Origin of the sequence: Methylobacterium sp. E-046, assembly GCF_022829625.1 — a bacterium.
GTDB classification, from domain to species: Bacteria; Pseudomonadota; Alphaproteobacteria; order Rhizobiales; family Beijerinckiaceae; genus Methylobacterium; species Methylobacterium longum.
The window spans coordinates 108,525-127,662 of the sequence record NZ_JAKSYP010000074.1; the positions used below are offsets into that span (position 1 = coordinate 108,525).

At 72.6% G+C, this 19,138-nt stretch carries 16 protein-coding genes; 10 read left to right on the forward strand and 6 right to left on the reverse strand.

The genetic code is table 11. The features are described from left to right. Window positions 1-53: 53 nt before the first annotated feature. Together MKK82_RS05770 and MKK82_RS05775 are read left to right on the forward strand one after the other, a co-directional pair. A complete protein-coding gene (locus MKK82_RS05770) occupies window positions 54-1,151 on the forward strand; it encodes a sensor histidine kinase (RefSeq protein WP_243984875.1) in 1,098 nt (365 codons plus the stop codon). 209 nt (window positions 1,152-1,360) lie between these two features. Next, the gene (locus tag MKK82_RS05775; protein ID WP_238287863.1) at window positions 1,361-1,789 is read left to right on the forward strand and encodes a SufE family protein; all 429 of its coding nucleotides are present in this window, start codon (window positions 1,361-1,363) and stop codon (window positions 1,787-1,789) included. Window positions 1,790-1,817: 28 nt separating this feature from the next. Here the strand turns inward: MKK82_RS05775 and MKK82_RS05780 are convergent, their stop codons facing one another. The 4 genes from MKK82_RS05780 to MKK82_RS05795 form a co-directional block, all read right to left on the reverse strand. Then, a complete protein-coding gene (locus MKK82_RS05780) occupies window positions 1,818-2,669 on the reverse strand; it encodes a DUF6456 domain-containing protein (protein ID WP_373323340.1) in 852 nt (283 codons plus the stop codon). 79 nt (window positions 2,670-2,748) lie between these two features. Next, window positions 2,749-2,985: a hypothetical protein gene (locus MKK82_RS05785; RefSeq protein ID WP_238287865.1), complete on the reverse strand. Its 237-nt coding sequence runs from the start codon at window positions 2,983-2,985 to the stop codon at window positions 2,749-2,751. 270 nt (window positions 2,986-3,255) lie between these two features. After that, window positions 3,256-3,552, reverse strand: coding sequence for a hypothetical protein (locus MKK82_RS05790; RefSeq protein WP_243984877.1), 297 nt, complete (start codon window positions 3,550-3,552; stop codon window positions 3,256-3,258). After that, complete coding sequence (locus MKK82_RS05795) at window positions 3,549-4,673, reverse strand: TadE/TadG family type IV pilus assembly protein (RefSeq protein ID WP_243984879.1); 1,125 nt, start codon at window positions 4,671-4,673, stop codon at window positions 3,549-3,551. The genes MKK82_RS05790 and MKK82_RS05795 overlap by 4 nt, the downstream gene beginning before the upstream one ends. 577 nt (window positions 4,674-5,250) lie before the next feature. On the opposite strand from MKK82_RS05795, the gene MKK82_RS05800 reads away from it, so the two are divergent. Beyond that, on the forward strand, window positions 5,251-7,386 hold the full coding sequence (locus tag MKK82_RS05800) for a S9 family peptidase (RefSeq protein WP_238287867.1): 2,136 nt from the start codon (window positions 5,251-5,253) through the stop codon (window positions 7,384-7,386). Between the two features lie 45 nt (window positions 7,387-7,431). Here the strand turns inward: MKK82_RS05800 and MKK82_RS05805 are convergent, their stop codons facing one another. Then, entirely contained in the window at window positions 7,432-10,911 is a 3,480-nt protein-coding gene (locus MKK82_RS05805) for an AsmA protein (protein ID WP_243984881.1), read from the reverse strand. 415 nt (window positions 10,912-11,326) lie between these two features. Here MKK82_RS05805 and MKK82_RS05810 point away from each other — a divergent pair, with 415 nt between their 5' ends. From MKK82_RS05810 to MKK82_RS05840, 7 genes are all read left to right on the forward strand, one after another. Continuing rightward, window positions 11,327-13,696, forward strand: a complete 2,370-nt coding sequence (locus tag MKK82_RS05810) for an ATP-dependent helicase (protein ID WP_243984883.1) — start codon at window positions 11,327-11,329, stop codon at window positions 13,694-13,696. Between the two features lie 414 nt (window positions 13,697-14,110). After that, complete coding sequence (locus MKK82_RS05815) at window positions 14,111-14,827, forward strand: PhoH family protein (RefSeq protein WP_238287871.1); 717 nt, start codon at window positions 14,111-14,113, stop codon at window positions 14,825-14,827. 133 nt (window positions 14,828-14,960) lie between these two features. After that, entirely contained in the window at window positions 14,961-15,206 is a 246-nt protein-coding gene (locus tag MKK82_RS05820; protein WP_243984885.1) for a hypothetical protein, read from the forward strand. Window positions 15,207-15,358: 152 nt separating this feature from the next. Further along, on the forward strand, window positions 15,359-15,634 hold the full coding sequence (locus MKK82_RS05825; protein ID WP_238287875.1) for an accessory factor UbiK family protein: 276 nt from the start codon (window positions 15,359-15,361) through the stop codon (window positions 15,632-15,634). A gap of 287 nt (window positions 15,635-15,921) precedes the next feature. Further along, window positions 15,922-16,431, forward strand: a complete 510-nt coding sequence (locus MKK82_RS05830) for a YbjN domain-containing protein (RefSeq protein WP_238287876.1) — start codon at window positions 15,922-15,924, stop codon at window positions 16,429-16,431. A 26-nt stretch (window positions 16,432-16,457) separates the two neighbouring features. After that, entirely contained in the window at window positions 16,458-17,261 is an 804-nt protein-coding gene (gene proC / locus MKK82_RS05835) for a pyrroline-5-carboxylate reductase (RefSeq protein ID WP_238287877.1), read from the forward strand. Between the two features lie 102 nt (window positions 17,262-17,363). Then, entirely contained in the window at window positions 17,364-18,215 is an 852-nt protein-coding gene (locus MKK82_RS05840; RefSeq protein ID WP_238287878.1) for a TetR/AcrR family transcriptional regulator, read from the forward strand. A 429-nt stretch (window positions 18,216-18,644) separates the two neighbouring features. On the opposite strand, the gene MKK82_RS05845 is transcribed toward MKK82_RS05840, so the two are convergent. Further along, on the reverse strand, window positions 18,645-19,079 hold the full coding sequence (locus tag MKK82_RS05845; RefSeq protein WP_238287879.1) for a histidine kinase: 435 nt from the start codon (window positions 19,077-19,079) through the stop codon (window positions 18,645-18,647). Window positions 19,080-19,138 lie beyond the last annotated feature (59 nt).

Sequence of the window (19,138 nt, forward strand, 5' to 3'; positions counted from 1 at the left end):
ACGCAGCCACCTCGTCTCACACACACACAGCCTCAGAGCGAATCGAGTAGAGAATGGTCGGTGAGCCACCAGGGTCCGAAGCGGCAAAGCCGCTGGACGACGGCCCCGCGGGTGATCCCGGGACGGGTCCCGCGCAGGGAACCGCGGAAGCCGCCGCCCTCAGCGACAGCTTCAAGCGCTTCGCCGACGTCGTGCCCCTGATGATGTGGCGCTCCGACAGGGCCGGCCACGCGATCCACCACAACGAGTGCTGGCTGAAATTCACCGGCCGTCCCCTCGAGGAGGAGCTCGGCCTCGGCTGGCGCAACGGGCTGCACCCGGAGGATTTCGAGCGGCACGCCCAGATCGTCGCGAGTGCCTTCGAGGCGCGGGAGCCGTTCACCGTCGAGTTCCGGCTGCGGCGGCACGACGGCGTCTACCGCTGGCTCCTGGACACGGCCCGCCCACTCATGGAGGACGGCCAGTTCCAGGGCTATCTCGGCTCCTGCTTCGACATCACCGACCGCAAGCACGCGGAGGAGCACATCGAGCATGCGCTGGCCGAGAAGGAGGCGCTGCTCGCCGAAGTCTATCACCGCGTCCGCAACAACCTGCAGGTGATGGTGAGCCTGATCGGCCTCTACGGACGGGCGGCGCCGGATGCCTGCCGCGGCAGCTTCGAGGCGCTCGGCCAGCGGGTCCGGGCGATCGCGCTCGTGCAGCAGCACCTCCACGAGGCGCCCCACATCGCGTCGATCGACCTGAAGGACTACCTGTACCGCCTCGCCTCCGGCCTCGGGCAGCTTCGACGGGCGGGGCGCATCAGCGTCCAGGTCGGCGGGACCGGGAACGGCCTCGTCGAACCGCGCACCGCCAACGCCCTAGGCATGATCGTCGCGGAGATCGTGGCCGAGTGCCTCGACGCCACCGCCGAGCACGTCGCCTGCTCGATCGCCATCGACATGGAGGCCCAGGCCGGCGAGCCCCTGCGCTTGGCGATCGTCTCGGGCGTGAGCGAGATGACCGCTTCCGGCCGGCCGAACGTGCCGAAGCTCGGGCCGCGCCTCATCGCAGCCTACGCGGCCCAGGCCGAGATCGCCGTCAGGGGCGATGCCAGCCCCGGCGCCCCCCTGCGTCTGACCCTGCCGCCGGTGCATCCCGGCCCGTCGTGAGCGCCGGCTGGGTCATCGGCAGGCCCACGATCCGGCGTCGGGATCGCCACCGCCGGGACCGGGCGGGCGGAAGCGACGATCCGGCAGGGGTCCGGGCCGGATGGTGGCGCGTTGACACCAACACCAACCCCTGCCGCGGCGCCGGGCCCCGTCGCCACGACGGGGCCGGCGGCTTATAGCGGTGCAGATCACCGCGGATCCGGCCGAGCATGCTTCCCCCGATCGACACCATCATCGACAATTTCGAGATCGTCGAGGACGACGACATGCGGCTCGAGTACCTCATCGAGCTCGGCCGCGCCCTGCCGCCGATGCCCGAGGCGGAGCGGACCGACGCGAACCGCGTCCACGGGTGCGAGAGCCAGGTCTGGATCGACACGGGGGTGGAGCGGACCGACGGGGGGCCGCGCCTCGTCCTGCACGGCTTCAGCGATTCGTTCATCGTCCGCGGCTTCGTCGCGCTGATGGTGGCGCTCTACACCGGCAAGACCCCGAAGGAGGCCGCCGAGACCGACGGCCTCGACCTGTTCCGCCAGCTCCGCTTCGGCTCCCACGTGACGTCGAAGCGCTCGAACGGCGTGCGGGCGATGGCCGAGCGCATCCACCACGACGCGGTCCGGCTCGCCGCGGAGGCCTGAGAGCCGCCGCCCGCGGGCGGCGCCCCCGTCAGCCCCGCCACAGGCGCAGGCGCCCGCGTTCGGGCCCGGTGGCCTCCCGCTCCAGCCCGTAATGCTCGGCCAGCCGCCCCAGGGCGATGCGCGCCACGACCTTGGCCGAGCGGGCCGGCCAGCGCCGCTCGACCTCGATCCGCTCCAGGCCCTTCAGGAAGCCGCAGAGGTCGATCAGCAGGCCCGACAGGTCGCTCCCGACCGCGTCGAGGGCGCCGCGCACCCGCTGCCGCGCGGCGATCACGTGGTCGGCCGCGCCGGCCGGGTCACGCGGACCGCCCCCGTCGACCCGGGGGGCGCCGAAATCCGATCCCATCCGGGGCAGCAGCGCGGCGGCGGTCATGTCCCGCCGCAGCCGTTCCCCGGCCTCGAAGGATGCCGGGTCGAGCAGCGGCGCGCCGTCCCGGTCGCGCCGGCGCACCATCCAGGCCAGGGGATTCTCCGCGGCGTTGCGCAGGGTCGGGCCGTCTGCGCCGCCGTCCACGAGGGTGAGGTCGTGATGCTGCGCCGCATACGCCAGGGCGCCCGGCATCGCCTGCCGGCGCAGGCGCGCCCGCCCGGCGGCGGTGATCGTCAGCTGCGTGCCGGCGTCGTTCCACGCCGCCAGGTCGGCCGCGGCGAGGCAGCGGCCGGACGCGGCGGCGAAGCGCCCGCTGCCCACCGAGATCCCGTCGCCGCCCCGCCGGACCAGGAGGGCCTCCTCCGCGAGGGGATCGGGCCGCGCGTAGGCGCCGGCCTCGCCCAGGCGCGTCAGCAGGCGGGCCGCCTCCGCGGGCAGCGCCACCGACGCGCTGGGCGGACGCCCGGGACGATTGACCCGGCCGGATGCATTGACGGGCATCTTGTTCATGATTTGTTCCAGTCTCAACGCAGGACGTCGCCGGGGTCCCATCCTCTCACAACCCGGCCGCGCGTCAAGGTATATTTACCTACGATCCTGGCTCTCGCGGTGCGCCGCCCTGGGCCATGCGGGTCGGGGGCCGGTGCAGGATCTCGGCGATCTCGTCCTCGGACTTGCCGCGGACCTCGTAGCCCATCGCCTCGAACCGCTCGATCAGCGCCGCGCTGGCGACGGCCGAGCGCGCCGCCCACTCGGCGAGGAGGTCGTTCATCCCCTCCAGATCCGGCTCGGGCGGATCGTCCTGCGGATCGGAAATCGCGACCATGACGGCACCTCGGCGTCGAACCGGCGGCCGCCGCGCGGACGCGCCATGGCCGGCGGTTCAACGCCCGAGGTTGGAACGGGCTCCCGTCGCGGCGGGGCGTCGGCCGCTCCGGGATCGCGAGCCGGGCAGATCGAGGGCGGGAGGGGCAGGTCTTCCGGCCGGGACAACCCTCGGCCTTCGACCCAGGCCCGCGGCGGGGCACGCCGCCGCGGGATACCCCGCCGCGGGACGCCCGGCCGATCGTGCCCCGACGCAGCCGCGGGCCGGGGCCTACTGGGTGATCAGGATCTTGCCGCTGAGCGGACCCACGCCCTTGGGCACCGGTACGCTCGTCGCATCGTAGTTGGCGTTGAGGTAGAGGTTCGGTCCCTCGTAGAGATTCACCTGTTGCGCCACCACGACCGTGTAGGCCGACTGATCGGCCACCGGCTGCGTCGCCTCGATGACGAGGCGCCCCGTCGGCAAGTAGATCGTGCCGAGCATCAAACGGGCGTTGTTGCTGATGATCCGGTAGATGCGCATCGGTTTGGTTTGCCCGAGCGGCGCCGGGGTCGGCGGGATGCTCACGCCGAGATCGAGGGCATTGGCGATTGTGCCGGGTCGAGCGGGGCAGAGACCGTCGTCTGCTCGGCCATCAACAGTCCCGCCATCTCCCCCGACGTCGGCGCCGTGAGGCTGATCGTGGTATCCTTGTCGAAGAGCAGGCCGCCCTTGTCGCCGGTGAAGTAGAACCCCACGCCGGACGCGGTCAGCGAGGCCTTGTCTTTCACGATCAGCGGCCCGTCTTGGAAGACGTAGATGCCGGGGGCCAGCGTCACGATGGCATTCTTCTTGATCTGCAGGCCGCCGCAGTATGTCCCCGGGTAGAGCGTCACGTCCTTGTCGATCGTCGCGGTCTTGCCGATCGGCAAGAGGTTGAACGGATAGGGCAGAGTCGCGCAGCTTCCGATCGGCGGGTTGGCACGCCCCTTCAACGGGTCCGCGATGACCGGGCAGCCCGTTTGCGGGGTCGGGGCGAAATTGGCGCGCAGGCCCAGGTAGCCGCCAGCCGAGCAGATCGTGTCGGCGCGGGCCATCGCGCTGTCGCCGCCGACCATCCCGGTCGGGCTCAGGGAGTTCGAGTACAGCGAGCAGCCGTTGGCGGTGACCTGGGCGTTCTTCTGAAGGTTGAAAGCCCCGGGCGCCGCGGCGTCCAACGTGAGCATGCACAGCCGCATCTTGCCCACGACACTGGCCCTGGCCTGCGCCGACACGGTGCGGGCACTCATCCCCAGGAAGCCGCCGAAGGCGAGTTTCACGCTCTCCTGGACCCGTGCCGAGACGCTGGTCTTGTCGGCGGCCACGTCGACCGTCACGGCGAAGGGCTGATCGGGCGACGGCGGCGCGTTGTTGCGTATGGCCTGCTCGGTCACGCCCTGGACGGACGCGATGCTGGAGGCGGCGAGCTTGAGGGTGTTGCCGCCGGTGAGCACGCCGACGTCCACGGCGTTCTGCAACTGGGAGCGGCGGGTGGCCAGATGCGCGTAGTCGATCCCGCCGCCGACCAAGCCGATCAGCACCGTCGAACCGAGGGCGAAAGTCACCGCGACGCCGCCGCGGCGATTTCCGCCGAGGTCGCGTCCGCCTGAGGCGATCCCGCGCAGAACCGCTTCGATGCGCCGGAGCACGACCCCTTCGGATTTCGACATTCCGCTCGCGCCTTGGACGAACAATAGAGCCCAAGGTCTTCGCAGTTACGGATGATGCGGCGGTTAATAGCGCCCACAGCAGTCGCCGCTGCTCCGAACGCGTCGGACTATGCTTAATGCCTCGGGTATCGGGGCCGCGATCCGGGCCCATGGACGGAGGGCCGAGCGGGCGATCCCGATCCTCCGGCCCGCCGGATTTCCGCGGCCGCGGGCCCCCTGTCCGCCGATGGGCCCGAGACCGTCGCGTCCGATCGCCCGGCTCCGCCCGGCGGAGCGCCCCGGATGCGGACGCCGCGGGAGCCGGCAACGGGCTGGGCGCCGCCGCCCGAGCCGCCGGTCCGATCACGTCCGGGGGGCTGAGAGGCCGGGGGGCTGAGTGGCCGGGATGGTCTCGACGCGCCGGGGCGATGCGGCCGAGGGGCGTTCCGCGGGCACCCCGACCCCGTCGTGGCTCCCCGTCGTCGCCCGTCGGCCGCCGCCCCGCATCGCGCCGCCCTGCCGCGCACCACCTTGCATCCCGGCGCCCGGCGGGACACATCCCCTCACCCGAACGTGACGGGACCCGACGGGAGACACGATGACGGAGATCGGCCACGGCCTGCTCGCTCAACCCACCGGCGCGCCGGTCGCCGAGGTTCGGCCGCGGCGCTTCAGCGTCCACGGGCAGGAGATCACCGATCCCTACGCGTGGCTGAAGGCCGAGAACTGGCAGACAGTCCTCAAGGACCCGGCCGCCCTGCCGGACGACATCGCCGCCTACCTCAAGGCCGAGAACGCCTTCGCCGAAACGGCGCTCTCCGGGACCGCGGCGCTGCGCCGGCGGCTCGTCGCCGAGATGCGCGGGCGGATCCAGGAGGATGAGAGCGGCGTCCCGGAGCCGGACGGGCCCTTCGCCTACTACACCCGCCACCGCGAGGGCGGGCAGCACCCGCTGATCTGCCGGCGGCCGTCGACCGCGCCCGATGTGCCCGAGTCCGGGCCGGACCCGGACGAGACCATCCTGATCGACGGCGACCGGGAGGGCGAGGGGCATCCCTTCTTCGAGATCGCCGCCGCGGTCCATTCCGACGACCACAGCCGGCTGGCCTGGAGCGCCGACACCAAGGGCTCGGAACTCTACACGATCCGGGTGCGCGACATCGCCACCGGCCTCGACCGCGACGACCGGGTCGAGGCGACCTCCGGCGAGGCGGTCTGGGCGGCGGACGCGGAGAGCTTCTGGTACGTGGCGGTGGACGCCAACCACCGCCCCGCCAAGGTCATGCGCCACCGCCTCGGCACCGCGCAGAGCGAGGACGAGACGGTCTACACGGAGGCCGATGCCGGCTATTTCGTCCATATCGGCAAGACCCAGTCGGGCACGTTCCTCGACGTGACCGCGAGCGACCACGAGACCTCCGAGGTCCGGCTGCTCGACCGCCACGCGGAGGCCGCGCCCCTGCGCCTCGTCGAGCCGCGGACGCCGCTGCTGATCTACGGGGTCGAGCACCGGGGCGACCGGCTGTACATCCGCACCAACGCGGACGGGGCCGAGGACTTCAAGATCGTCACCGCGCCGCTGGACGATCCGGGGCGCGCGCACTGGACCGACCTGGTGCCCCACCGGCCCGGGGTGATGATCCGTCACCTCCACCTGCTGGCCGGCCACCTGGTCCGGCTGGAGATCGAGAACGCCCGGCCGCGGATCGTGGTGCGCGACCTCGCCGACGGCACCGAGCACAGCGTCGCCTTCGACGAGGAGGCCTACTCGCTGGGCCTGCGCGCCGGGCTCGCCTTCGACACGGCCACGATCCGCTTCGTCTACGCCTCGATGACGACGCCGTCCGAGACCTGGGACTACGCGTGCGACAGCCGGGCCCGGACCCTGCGCAAGCGGCAGGCGGTGCCGAGCGGGCACGACCCGGCCGCCTACGTCACCCGGCGGCTGTTCGCCACCGCGCCGGACGGCGAGCAGGTGCCGGTCTCGCTCCTGCACCGCCGGGACCTGATCCTCGACGGCAGCGCGCCGCTGCTCCTCTACGGCTACGGCTCCTACGGCACGCTGATGCCGGCCGGGTTCCGCACCAACCTGCTGAGCCTCGTGGACCGCGGCTTCGTCTACGCCATCGCGCATATCCGCGGCGGCACCGAGAAGGGCTGGCGCTGGTACCTGGACGGCAAGCGCGAGAAGAAGCCCAACACCTTCACGGACTTCATCGCCTGCGCCCGCGCGCTGATCGCGGCCGGCTACACGGCCGAGGCGCGCATCGTCGCCCATGGCGGCTCGGCGGGCGGGATGCTGATGGGCGCGGTGGCCAACCTCGCGCCGGAGCTGTTCGCCGGGATCGTCGCCGACGTGCCCTTCGTCGACGTGCTCAACACGATGCTCGACGCGGACCTGCCGCTGACCCCGCCGGAATGGCCCGAATGGGGCAACCCCGCCGAGAGCGAGACCGCCTTCCGGACGATCCTGTCGTACTCGCCCTACGACAACGTCGCCCCCAAGGCCTATCCGGCGATCCTGGCGCTCGGCGGGCTCACCGATCCACGGGTGACCTACTGGGAGCCGGCCAAGTGGGTGGCGCGGCTGCGGGCCACCATGACGGGGGGCGGCCCGGTCCTGCTGCGGATCAACATGGAGGCGGGCCATGGGGGCGCCGCCGGCCGGTTCGACCGGCTGGAGGAGGTGGCGCTGATCTACGCCTTCGCCCTCGCGGCGGTGGGGAAGGCCTAGGCCGGCGGGCTCCGGGGCGGGGTCCGACCGCGGGACCGGCGCGCCTCAGGGACGGATTTCGGCGGGCTCGACCGGCTGGGCCGATCCCTCCTGCGCCCGCGCCCGGCGCGTCGCCTCCTCGGCGGCCCGCTCGGCCGCCTTCTCGGCCGCCGCCTTCTCCGCCGCGGCCTTCTCGGCCGCCGCCTTGAGCGCCGCGGCGCGCGCCTTGTCCATCTCGATCCGGCCGCGGCGGCGCTGCCGCTCCACCTGATCGGCCTCGGTGAGCTCGATGGATTCCAGCTCGCGCTGCAGCACGAAGGCGGCGAGCCCGTTCGACAGGGCGCCGACGTCGAGGGTCCGCTCGGGCGCGGCGACCGGGCCCGAGAGCCCGAGCTGGATCATCGGCGCACCGGCGTTCCAGCCCCGCGGCACCGGGCCGCCCGAGAGGGTCCCGCGGGCGTCCAGGCGGCCGGCGCGCAGGTCGTAGCTGAGGGTGCCGGACCAGCGCGCCGCCCCGAGATCGATGTCGAGGGGGCCGGCCCGCAGCACGCCGCCCACGAGGGTGGCGGCGGCGCGGGCGGGGCCGCGCGTCCGCGCGCCACCCTTGGCGAGCTCCTCGGCGACCACCGCCTGAAGCCGGCCCTCGCGCAGCGGATCGTCCATCTCGGCGGCCCGCGCCAGGGCGCGGCCGAGCCCCGCGGGATCGGCCTCCGGGACGGTGAGATCGACGAGCGCCAGGGTGCCGCTGCCCGAGAGGTTCTCGGCGAGGCCGGGACCGGTCTCGGCCGAGGTGGAGAAGCGCAGATCCGCGGTCAGGCGGCCGCCGATCGGGCCGCCGGCGAGCGCGGGGATCGCGACGGCGTCGAGGCGGCCCGCCCCGGAGATCGCCCCGCTGGCCCCGAGGCGCGACAGCGTGGCCGACCCCGCGATCCGGCCCCCGGCCAGCGCCCCGCTCAGGTCCCGCACGGTCAGGCCCGCGTCGGCGAGGCCGAAGCCGAGGGTCGCGTCCGTCGCCACGAGCCCGCGCCCGAGGTCCAGGCTGGCGACGCGAAGGTCGAGGGCGAGGCTCGGAGCCGCGGCCGGCGCCGCGAACCGCCCGCTGCCGTCCTGGGGCAGCACGGTCGCGGCCGCGAGCTGGGGCAGCGACAGGCGGTCGAGGGTGAGGCGGCCGCTCAGGGCGCCGCCGGGCGCCCGCGTCAGCGCCCCGTTCAGGCCCGCGCCCGCGACGCGGCCGTCGAGGGCGGCGGTGACCTCGCCCTTGTCCCCCGACAGCGTGACGGTCAGCTCGGCGGGCCACGCGCCGGGCTGGAGGCGCGCGGCCCCGGCCAGCGTCAGGAAGGGGGCCAGATCGGCCGCGTCGACCCGCAGGACGCCACGGCTGGGCAGCGCGTCGGGCCCGAGGAGGAGCGGCGTCCCGGTGGCGATCTTCAGGCCCGCGACGCTGCCGTCGGCCGTGACCGCGAGGGCATCGCCCGCGCCGCGCTCGGCCCCCTCCCGGCGCCCGGCGCGTTCGGCGCGCAGGCGCAGTTCGGCGGGAAGCTGGAGGCCGGGGATGTCGGGCCGGCCGAACCACGCGCCGGCCCGGGGGCCGGTCAGGATGGCGGTCCCGCCCTCGATCCGCGTGCCGCGGCTCACGAGCGTCAGGTCGAGGGTGCCGCCGCCGGCCCCGCCCTTCGCCTGCGTGCGGAGCGCCTCCGCGGCGCCGCCCTCCCGGTCGAGGGTCACGGCGAGGTCGAGGGGGGCGTCCCGCAGGAAGGCGGGCAGCAGGCGGATGTCGCCGACCCAGACCCGCTCGAGCAGGCCCAGCAGCGGCGCCGCCACCGGGGCCTTCAGGCGGCCGGAGACGCGGCCGGTCCCGTCCGCGCCGATCCGCCCGGACAGCTTGGCGCTGGCGCCCGCGAGGTTCGTCACGTCGAGGCTGTCGACCACGAGGCTGCCGCCGTCGGACTGGATGCTGGCCGCGATGGTGCCGGTCCCGGAATTCGCCGCTCCGAAGCGCACGTCCTGGGCCTCCAGGGTCATCGCGAGGTCGTGGTCGCGCAGGCTGCCGAGCGTCGTGCCCAGCGGCGGCAGGCCGGCGATGTCGATGCCGCGGGCGCGGATCTGGGCCTCGAACCGCCCGCGCGCGCCGGCCTCCGCAGCCTTGTAGCGGGCGTTGCCGGTGATCCGGGCCTGCCCCAGGGTCAGGCGCAGGTCGCGCAGGGACAGGCTGTCGGCGGCGGCCGACAGCTCGGCGGCCGCCTCGACCCGGCGCCCGTCGAGGAGCGCCGGCAGCGGCCCCTCCAGGCCGAGGCGCCGCAGGTAGCGTCCCAGCGCGTCCGAATCGGGGGCGGTCAGGCTGACCGGGCCGGTCAGGCGCAGGGGCGCCGTCTCGATCTGCCCGCTCGCCGTCAGGGCCGCCTGCGCCGGCCCAGTCACCGAGAGGCGGCGCAGCAGGAGCCCGCCCGCCCGCTCCACCGTGCCGGCGAAGGCGAGGTCCGACCATTCCTCGCCGCCGAGCACGGCGCTGCCCACCGCGAGGTCGAGGTCGAGCATGGCCGGGAGGCCGCCGGCCCACCGGGGGGCCCCGCGGGCGATCAGGGCCTGGCCCTCCGGCGAGGCCAGGAAGGCGTCGAGGTCGAGGCGGCGGGCCTCCAGGCTCAGCCCGGCGCGCCACTGGCGCAGGTCCAGGCGGCCGGTGCCGCCGAGCCGCAGCGCCCGGCCGCCCGGATCGACCGCGAGGTCGACGTTCTCGAACCGCACCTGGGTCCCGCGCGCCTTGAAGCCCCCGCCGATGGAGAACGGCAGGTAGGTCCCCGCGGCCTGGGTCGGCGGCCCGACGACGAGGCGGACCGTGCCCTCGGCCTCGACCAGGGAGGCCCGGCCGGCCTCCGCGGGGGCGAGGCCGAACCGCGCATCCGCCTCGAAGCGCGGATGCGCGTCGCCGCCGCCGGAGATCTTCACGGGCAGCCGCCCGTCGGCCCCCGGGGTGCCGCTGACGGCCCGGAACGGGAGGCCGCCGCTGGTCCCCTCCGCCCGCCACGGTCCGACGAGGGCCGGCGCCTGCAGGGTCAGGTCCTGCACGTAGAGCTGGTCGGTCCGGCCCGTGGCCGGCACCTGCGTGGTGATGAGGAACTGCTGGACGTGCAGGGCCTCGATGGCGAGGTCGCGGGCGCGCAGGGCCTCGCCGAGGTCGGGGGGCAGCTTCACGGCGTCCGGCCCCGCGGCCGGGAGCCTGATCTCGGCCCGGCCGATCCGGGTCTCGGTGAAGCGGAACTCGCCCTTCAGGAGCGGCGCCAGGGCGATCTCGGCCTTGACGAACCGGGCGTCAAGGGACGGCCGGTCCGGATCGGTCCCGAGATGGAGGCGGTCGACGCGCAGCCGCGGCGACGGCAGGAGGCGGACCTCGATCCGCCCGTCTGTCCGGGTCGGGATGCCGAGGGAGCGGGCGAGCGCCCGGTCGACCAGCGCGCGGTGGGCCTGCCAATCGACGAAGGGCGGGACGGCGAGCGCCGCCACGAGAACCAGGATGACGGCGCCCGCCAGCGCGGTCAGAAGATCACGCAATGGTCCCGTTCCGCACTCATGTCCGCGCGGGGCTGCCCCGACGCCGTCCCGCGTGCCCCGCGGGCAAGCCGCCACGGCCATAGCACGATCAGGCGCGCAGGGCGCCAGCGGCGAAGTCTGCGATCCCGCCCCTGTGCCTCAGGCGCCGCAGTCGCTCCGGCGCCGCCGGCGGGCCCGGACTCGGCGGCGCCGCCCGCGCGGGATCCCGGCGCGGCAGCGGGCCCCGACTCCGGTCTGCGCTGCGCCGCGCCGGCATGACGGGGCATCCCCGTGACCGGGATCGGCCGCGACGGTCTCCGAACCGTCGTTCTCGGCGCGCCGACGGCCCGCGCCTCCCGACTTCGCGCACCGCCGGTTGCAGGCGTCGCGCCCAAACCACCTCGACGCCGTTCGCGATTTGGTCCAGGGATGCGGGATGCAGAATAACCCGCATGCGCAGCCCGCCGGGGACGGCGCTCCCACCTCTTCCATCGCCGCCCGCGCCATGGGCGCGCTCCGCCGCGACGCCGCCGGCTACCTCGACGGGCTCAACCCCGAGCAGCGCCACGCCGTCGAGACCACGGAGGGTCCGGTGCTCGTGCTGGCCGGCGCCGGCACCGGCAAGACCCGGGTGCTCACCACCCGCATCGCCCATCTCATCTCCACCGGGCGGGCACGCCCCTTCGACATCCTGGCGGTGACCTTCACCAACAAGGCCGCCCGGGAGATGAAGCACCGGATCGGCAGCCTGATCGGCCCGGCCGGCGAGGGCATGCCCTGGCTCGGCACCTTCCACGCCATCGGCACCAAGATCCTGCGCCGGCACGCGGAACTCGTCGGGCTGAAATCGGACTTCACCATCCTGGGCACCGACGACCAGCTCCGGCTGATGAAGCAGGTGATCGCCGATCAGAACGTCGACGAGAAGCGCTGGCCGGCCCGCGCCCTGTCGCACGCCATCGACGGCTGGAAGAACCGCGGCCTCTCCCCCGAGCAGGTGCCGGCCGGCGAGGCCGCCTCCTTCGCGTTCGGCAAGGGCGGCACGCTCTACAGCGCCTACCAGGCCCGACTGGCGACGCTGAACGCCGTCGATTTCGGCGACCTCCTGCTGCTCTGCCTCAAGCTCTGGCGCGAGAACCCCGACGTCCTGGCCAATTACCAGGACCGGTTCCGCTACATCCTGGTGGACGAGTACCAGGACACCAACGTCGCCCAGTACCTGTGGCTGCGCCTGCTCGCGCAGAACCGCAAGAACATCGCCTGCGTGGGCGACGACGACCAGTCGATCTACGGCTGGCGCGGCGCCGAGGTCGACAACATCCTGCGCTTCGAGCACGACTTCCCCGGCGCCGTGGTGGTGCGGCTGGAGCGCAACTACCGCTCCACCGGCCACATCCTGGCGGCCGCCTCGGGACTGATCGCCCGGAACGAGAGCCGGCTCGGCAAGACCCTGCGCACCGACGACGAGCCGGGCGAGCGCGTCACCGTGACGGGGGCCTGGGATTCCGAGGAGGAGGCGCGGCTGCTCGCCGAGGCGATCGAATCGCTCCAGGTGAAGCAGCACCCCCTGTCGGAGATCGCCGTGCTGGTGCGGATCTCGGCGCAGATGCGCGAGATCGAGGACCGGTTCGTCCAGCTCGGCCTGCCCTACCGGGTGATCGGCGGCCCGCGCTTCTACGAGCGCGCCGAGATCCGGGACGCCCTGGCCTACCTGCGCGCCACCGTGAACGTCAGCGACGACCTCGCCTTCGAGCGGATCGTCAACACGCCCAAGCGCGGCCTGGGCGACGCGACCCTGCAGCAGCTCCACACCTACGGCCGGGCCAACCGGCTGCCCCTGCGGATCGCCGCCGAGCGCCTGTGCGAGACCGACGAGCTGAAGCCCCGGGTCCGCTCGACCCTGCGGGCGGTCACCGAGAGCTTCGCGCGCTGGGCGCGGCTGATCGAGTCGCAGCCCCACAGCGAGGTCGCGCAGACCATCCTGGAGGAATCCGGCTACGTCGAGATGTGGCAGAAGGACCGCTCGGCCGACGCCGCCGGCCGCCTCGAGAACCTGAAGGAATTCGTCCGCTCCATGGAGGAGTTCCCCGACATGGCGGCGTTCCTCGAGCACGTCTCCCTGGTGATGGAGGCCTCCGAGACCGAGGGCGCCGACCGCGTCTCCCTGATGACGCTCCACGCCGCCAAGGGGCTCGAATTCGACACCGTGTTCCTGCCCGGCTGGGAGGACGGCCTGTTCCCCAGTCAGCGGGCGCTGGACGAGAGCGGCCGGGCCGGCCTGGAGGAGGAGCGCCGCCTCGCCCATGTCGGGCTGACCCGGGCGCGCAAGCGCGCCAAGCTCTCCTTCGCGGTGAACCGGCGGATCCACGGCCTGTGGTCCTCGACCATCCCGTCCCGGTTCATCGACGAACTGCCGGAATCGGCCGTCGACGTGGTCGAGGCGCCCGCCCATTTCTCGGCCGGCGCCTCGCGGTTCGACCGCAACCCCACGCCCTTCGGATCGAGCTACGGCACGCCCGGCTGGCAGCGGGCGCAGGCCAACACGGCGGCGGGCGGGCGCGGCTTCGGCTCGGTGCCGGGCGGCCGGGCCGGCGGATCGACGGGCGGTCCGCGCCAGATCGAGGGCGAGCTGATCGCCAAATCCACCGGCACGCCCTCGGCCTTCCAGGGCGGCCAGCGGGTCTTCCACACCAAGTTCGGCCCCGGGACCATCGCGGGCGTCGACGGCAACAAGCTGACCGTTGACTTCGACAAGGCCGGCCGGAAGATGGTCCTCGACAGCTTCATCCAGGCTGGATCGAGCTAGTCCCGCCGACCAAGCCCGGACGTCCCAGGGCGGCAGGGTCGGCCGGCTTCGCCCCTGCGGGCGGGGAGGTCGTGAGATCGTGCCGGATGCCGCGCCATCCCGTCTCTCCCGGCCCCGGCCTGTTGCACCCGCGCCAGCATCGCGGCTTCTTCCCACCGTCCGCCGCCACCGTCACCCCGTAGTCACACCCCGTGCGCCATCGTGCGGCGCGAAGCACGCTGGTGCGGCAGTTGCATCGCGTAATCGGTCGCGTTCGGCACGTCGTAACGCTCTCCACAGGCCGACGAGCGCGGCGCGGAACCTTCGGTCAGGGGCCGCTATTTAGTTCCGCAAGCGAGTATATCCAGGAGCACGCAGGTAAACGGCAGTTCAGAGACAGATCCAGGTTGGCAAGTCCCGTTGGAGTGTACATCCATGAAGAGACGCCGCGCACGACTTGAACTGGTTGAAGACCGCACGTCCCGCATTCACCGCACGCGCTTCGACGAAGAACGCAACCTCGCCCCGATCCAGCCGCTCACGGAACGCCAGGCCGAGTATCTCGACGCCCTGGCCCGCTCGCCGCAGGTGATCGTCCTGGGCCCGGCCGGAACCGGCAAGACCTTCATCGCCGGCACCCGCGCCGCCGACCAGCTCCGCCAGCGCCGGATCGCCAAGGTCGTCATCACCCGCCCGAACGTGCCCTCCGGCCGGTCCCTCGGCTTCTTCCCCGGCACCCTGGAGGAGAAGATCGCCCCCTGGGTGGCCCCGCTGACCGAGGCCATGAAGGAGCGCATGGGCGAAGCCGCCTTCGAGATCGCCCTGAAGACCGGCGACATCGAGATCGTCCCCTTCGAGGTGATGCGCGGCCGGACCTTCAAGAACTGCCTCGTGATCCTCGACGAGGCCCAGAACACCACGGTCAACGAGATCAAGATGTTCCTGACGCGGATCGGCGACGACTGCCAGGTCATCATCAACGGCGACGTCTCCCAGACGGACCTCCGCGAGACCTCGGGGCTGCGCACCGTGATGCACATGATCAAGAGCCGGATGATGCCGATCCCGGTGGTGGAGTTCACCCGCAACGACATCGTCCGCTCGGGCATCTGCGCCGAATGGGTGAAGGCGTTCGAGGAAACTAATCTCTGACCTAACAGTTAGTGGCGGCGGGTCCTCGACGACCCGCCGTGCCGGCCCCCGGCACGAGACGGCTCTCCGCACCTCCCGTCCGGGAGGATGAACCGGGCACCATACCCGGCCATCAGAGAATTGGAGTCTCCTCGTGAGGAAACTGACCTTCGCCTTCGCCGTGCTGTCCAGCCTCGGCGCCGCCGCCCTCGTCCAGCCCGCCTCGGCGGCCCCCGTCATGCCGGGCGCCGTCGCCGCTCCCGACCCGGTCACCCAGGTCCGGATGACCCCGATGGAGCACCGGATGATGCACCGCCGCATGGAGCGCCGGATGATGCACCGGCGGATGGAGCGCCGGATGATGCGTCACCAGATGCACCGCCGCATGCACCGTATGTGATCGTCGGTCGATGATCGGCGGCGGACGGGGCCCGATCGGCCCCGATCCGTCGCCATCGGGCGTTGCTCCGGCCCCGGAAGATTCCTATCTCCTCGCCTCGAATCGCGCAGTCAGGCGGCCGACGCGGCAGCCGGCCGATCCGGGAGACCAGGATGCCCCCCTCCAACCGACTGTTCGACGACCTCGCCCGCCTGATGACCGACGCCGCGGGCGCCGCCCAGGGTGTTCGCCGCGAGGCCGAGACCGTGGTCAAGGCCCAGATCGAGCGCGTCGTCCGCGACCTCGACATCGCGTCCCGGGAAGAACTCGACGTGCTGCGCGACCTCGTGACCAATCTGCAGGCGCAGAACGAGGCCTTGTCGGCCCGCGTCGCCGCCCTGGAGGCGAAGGCCGGCAGCGCCGCCGCGGGCCTGAGCGAGGCGGTCTGAGTCCGCCCGGCAACGCCCGGGGCTTTTACACAGGAAGCCGCGCCGACGATCCGGTTTCCTGTTCACTGAACCGGGCCTGCACTTTGTGTCGCGAGTCACGGCCGGTCTATAGTGGGCATAGGGTGATTCGGGGGCTGCGGGGCGATGTCCGCGGAGCTTTGACAGTCGATCGCGTCACCTCCGGTGCAGATCTGCCGGTCGTTCCAGTTCTCGGAGCGTTCTCGCTCCGGTTTCGCGTCACCGTCACTTCGGGCCTGGACATGTCCAGGCCGTCCTTTTGGATCGTCATGCCGCTTCTCAACGTCGACTTCCACGACCCGGACCGGAACGAGCATCCGCTCGACGTCGTCGAGCGTCTGGCGTCCCTGCGCGACTGGATCTTTGACCGGGCCGAGACCGACGAGATGTCGGTCACGAGCCCCGGTCGGTGGACCGACTACAACATCGCCTTCACGTGGATCGAAGACGTCGAGGCCCTGCACGTGGCCTGCGCGTTCGACCTGAAGGTGCCGGAGCGGCAGCGGACCGAAGTGATGCGCCTGATCGCGCTGATCAACGAGCAGCTCTGGGTCGGCCATTTCGATCTCTGGTCAAGCGACAGCGTGGTGATGTTCCGTCACGCCCTCCTCCTGACCGGCGGGGTCGTCCCGACCCATCCGCAATGCGCGACCATGATGAAGAGCGCGGTCGACGCCTGCGAGCGGTACTTCCAGGCTTTCCAGTTCGTGCTCTGGGCCGGCAAGAGCGCCCGCGAGGCGCTGGACGCCGTGCTGTTCGAGACCGAAGGCGAGGCGTGACGGCGCCGGGCCCTTCCGGGGCAGGGATGCCCGCGTCCCTGATGCTGGCCGGCGCCGGCAGGATGGGCGGGGCGATGCTGGCCGGATGGCTCGAGGCCGGGCTCGATCCGCGCCGCACCACCCTCATCGATCCCGTGCCCGCCCGCGAGATCGTCGATCTGTGCGCGCGGGACGGCATCGCCCTGAACCCGCCGGATCCCGGGCCCTGCTCCGTGCTGGTCCTGGGGATCAAGCCGCAGGGCCTCGCCTCGGCCGCGACCGGCCTCGACCGGCTCATCGGGCGTGACACGCTCCTCGTCTCGATCCTGGCCGGCAAGACCGTCGCGGACCTGCGCGACCGGCTCCCGCGGGCACGGGCCGTCGTCCGGGCGATGCCGAACCTTCCGGCCAGCATCGGCCGGGGCGCCACCGGCGCGTACGCGTCCGCCGAGGTCACGCCCGACCAGCGCGGCGCCGCGGAGGCTCTGTTCAGCGCGAACGGAGCCGTTGCCTGGCTCGGCGACGAGGCGCAGATTGATGCCGTGACGGCGGTCTCGGGCTCCGGTCCGGCCTACGTCTTTCTCCTCGTGGAGGCGCTGGCCGAGGCCGGCATCGCCGCCGGACTCGACCCGGCGGTGGCGCGCACCTTGGCTCGGGCGACCGTTACGGGCGCCGGCGCGCTCCTTGAGGCGAGCCCGTCCGAGGCCGAAGAGTTGCGCCGCGACGTCACCTCGCCGGGCGGCACGACGGCGGCGGCCCTCGACGTCCTGATGCGACCGGATGGACTCGCCGCGCTGATGCGGGAAGCCGTGGCGGCGGCCAAGCGTCGGGCGGGAGAACTCTCCGGCTGAGGGAACACCCGTCCGTGCGGCATGGCCGCGCGACGGCCCTGCCCTTCGCCGCCGCCCCGCCTACATGAGAGCCGACGACCGGCAGGAGCGGGCGACAGACTCATGACCGAAAGCAAAACCCCGTCGAAGCGGATCCGGAAGGCTGCGACCCCCTCCAAGGCGAGCACCGTTGGCGCGAACACGACACAGGACGGCATGATCCAGGACGACATGATCCAGGACGCTTCGGCACACGGAAGCGCGGCCCAGGAGAGCGCCGCCCGGAGCGAGAGCCCGGCTAAGCCCTCGCCCCGGGAGGCTGCCGTCGAAGCCCTCATGCGACTCGCGGCGGAACAGCCCTGGAGCGACATCGAGATCAGTGACATCGCCCGGGAAGCCGGCCTGAGCCTCGCGGAACTTCGCGACCTGTTTCCCTCCAAGGGAGCCGTGCTCGGCGGCCTGACGCGGATCATCGACCGCAAGGTCTTGGAAGGGGATCTCGAAGGCCTTGAGGAAGAGCCGACCCGCGAGCGCCTGTTCGACGTGCTGATGCGCCGCCTCGACGCCATGGAGCCCTACAAGCCCGCCCTGCGCCGGATCGCCTACGCACTGCGCGGCGAACCGCTCTCGATGCTGGCGATGAACGGCGTGATGCTGAACTCGCACCGCTACATGCTGGCCGCCGCCGGGATCGACACGGAAGGGCCGCTCGGGCAGCTCAAACTGCAGGGTGTGGTGATCGCGTTCGCCCGTGTGACCCAGGTCTGGCTCGACGACGACGATCCGGCCCTGGCCCGTACCATGGCGCGGCTCGACAAGGAGATCCGCAACGGCGAGCGCATCATGGAGCGGGCGGAGGACGTCCGTCGGCTCACGGCGCCGCTGCGCGCGTTGGGGCGCTCGTTCCTGGATCGCCGCCCGCGCGAGCGCCGCGGGCGAGACGGCGACGAGACGGATCCCGCCGCCGCGATCTGAGGAGGGTCGCGGTCTCGAGCCGGTGCCGCCGATCTGCGACTGGCGGCCCGGATGTCATCCAGAAAGCCGTCGACCGCGCCCGGGACGTTCATCACCTGCACAGGCCGCCCCCCGGTCTTACCGGCGCTGCCTCCCAGGCGTCGGGCCCGCGACGCGATCCCGGCCGACGGAGAGGTTGCAACACCGCAATCGAAGCCCGGGCCGGCGCGCGTGAAAGCGTCCCCTGCCGGAGGCCGTCCTCCTGTCCTGGGTCGTGGCGCGGCATGACCGTGACACATCGAACCCGCGCCAGCGTCGCGCCACGCGCCGTCGGGCAGACGGGATTGGGCCGGCCGAGTACCGTCTCTGCCGCCGCGCGGGTCCGCGCCGCAATCCCTTCAGACCCCGACAGTGCAGTGCGCGCAGCCCGGCAGGGGCTGGAAAACCGCTTCACGCGGCGCGATTGGCCAGGGCTTCGCGCATCGTGCTGGCGATCAGACCGTTCTGGAACTGGTCCCGCGGGACGAGAAGCGCGTCGGGAACCGCGATGGTCGCTTTGCGGTCGAGGGCATCGACCGGATTGCTGGCGAGGACGATGCGCAGGCCGGGTCGCAGGGCGCGCGCTTCGAGCGCCAGCTGCGCGCAGCACAGTCCCCCCTGCAGGGCGGCGTCCACCACCAGCACGTCGACGGGCAGTCCCAGGGCCAGGACCGTCATTGCGTCCACGCCGCGGTCGCAGGCCGTAACCTGATAACCCAGCATCCGGACCTGCGCGGACACCTCATCGCGCCAGCGTTTGTGCCGGCCGACCACCAGAACCTGGATCCGATAGCAGCTCCCCTGAGGAAGCTTGCCGGAGTCAGTCTCGATGTCGGCTTGGGGCATTCCGCACTCGACTTCGCGCTGGCATTGCGATGCAGCATGCTAATCTGGGATACAATCCG

What these genes read in the sequence shown, in the direction of transcription:
- MKK82_RS05770 (WP_243984875.1), top strand. Translation starts at nt 54, where the DNA reads ATGGTCGGTGAGCCACCAGGGTCCGAAGCGGCAAAGCCGCTGGACGAC.
- MKK82_RS05775 (WP_238287863.1), top strand. Translation starts at nt 1,361, where the DNA reads ATGCTTCCCCCGATCGACACCATCATCGACAATTTCGAGATCGTCGAG.
- MKK82_RS05780 (WP_373323340.1), bottom strand. Translation starts at nt 2,669, where the DNA reads ATGAACAAGATGCCCGTCAATGCATCCGGCCGGGTCAATCGTCCCGGG.
- MKK82_RS05785 (WP_238287865.1), bottom strand. Translation starts at nt 2,985, where the DNA reads ATGGTCGCGATTTCCGATCCGCAGGACGATCCGCCCGAGCCGGATCTG.
- MKK82_RS05795 (WP_243984879.1), bottom strand. Translation starts at nt 4,673, where the DNA reads ATGTCGAAATCCGAAGGGGTCGTGCTCCGGCGCATCGAAGCGGTTCTG.
- MKK82_RS05800 (WP_238287867.1), top strand. Translation starts at nt 5,251, where the DNA reads ATGACGGAGATCGGCCACGGCCTGCTCGCTCAACCCACCGGCGCGCCG.
- MKK82_RS05810 (WP_243984883.1), top strand. Translation starts at nt 11,327, where the DNA reads ATGCAGAATAACCCGCATGCGCAGCCCGCCGGGGACGGCGCTCCCACC.
- MKK82_RS05815 (WP_238287871.1), top strand. Translation starts at nt 14,111, where the DNA reads ATGAAGAGACGCCGCGCACGACTTGAACTGGTTGAAGACCGCACGTCC.
- MKK82_RS05825 (WP_238287875.1), top strand. Translation starts at nt 15,359, where the DNA reads ATGCCCCCCTCCAACCGACTGTTCGACGACCTCGCCCGCCTGATGACC.
- MKK82_RS05830 (WP_238287876.1), top strand. Translation starts at nt 15,922, where the DNA reads ATGCCGCTTCTCAACGTCGACTTCCACGACCCGGACCGGAACGAGCAT.
- proC (WP_238287877.1), top strand. Translation starts at nt 16,458, where the DNA reads ATGCCCGCGTCCCTGATGCTGGCCGGCGCCGGCAGGATGGGCGGGGCG.
- MKK82_RS05840 (WP_238287878.1), top strand. Translation starts at nt 17,364, where the DNA reads ATGACCGAAAGCAAAACCCCGTCGAAGCGGATCCGGAAGGCTGCGACC.
- MKK82_RS05845 (WP_238287879.1), bottom strand. Translation starts at nt 19,079, where the DNA reads ATGCCCCAAGCCGACATCGAGACTGACTCCGGCAAGCTTCCTCAGGGG.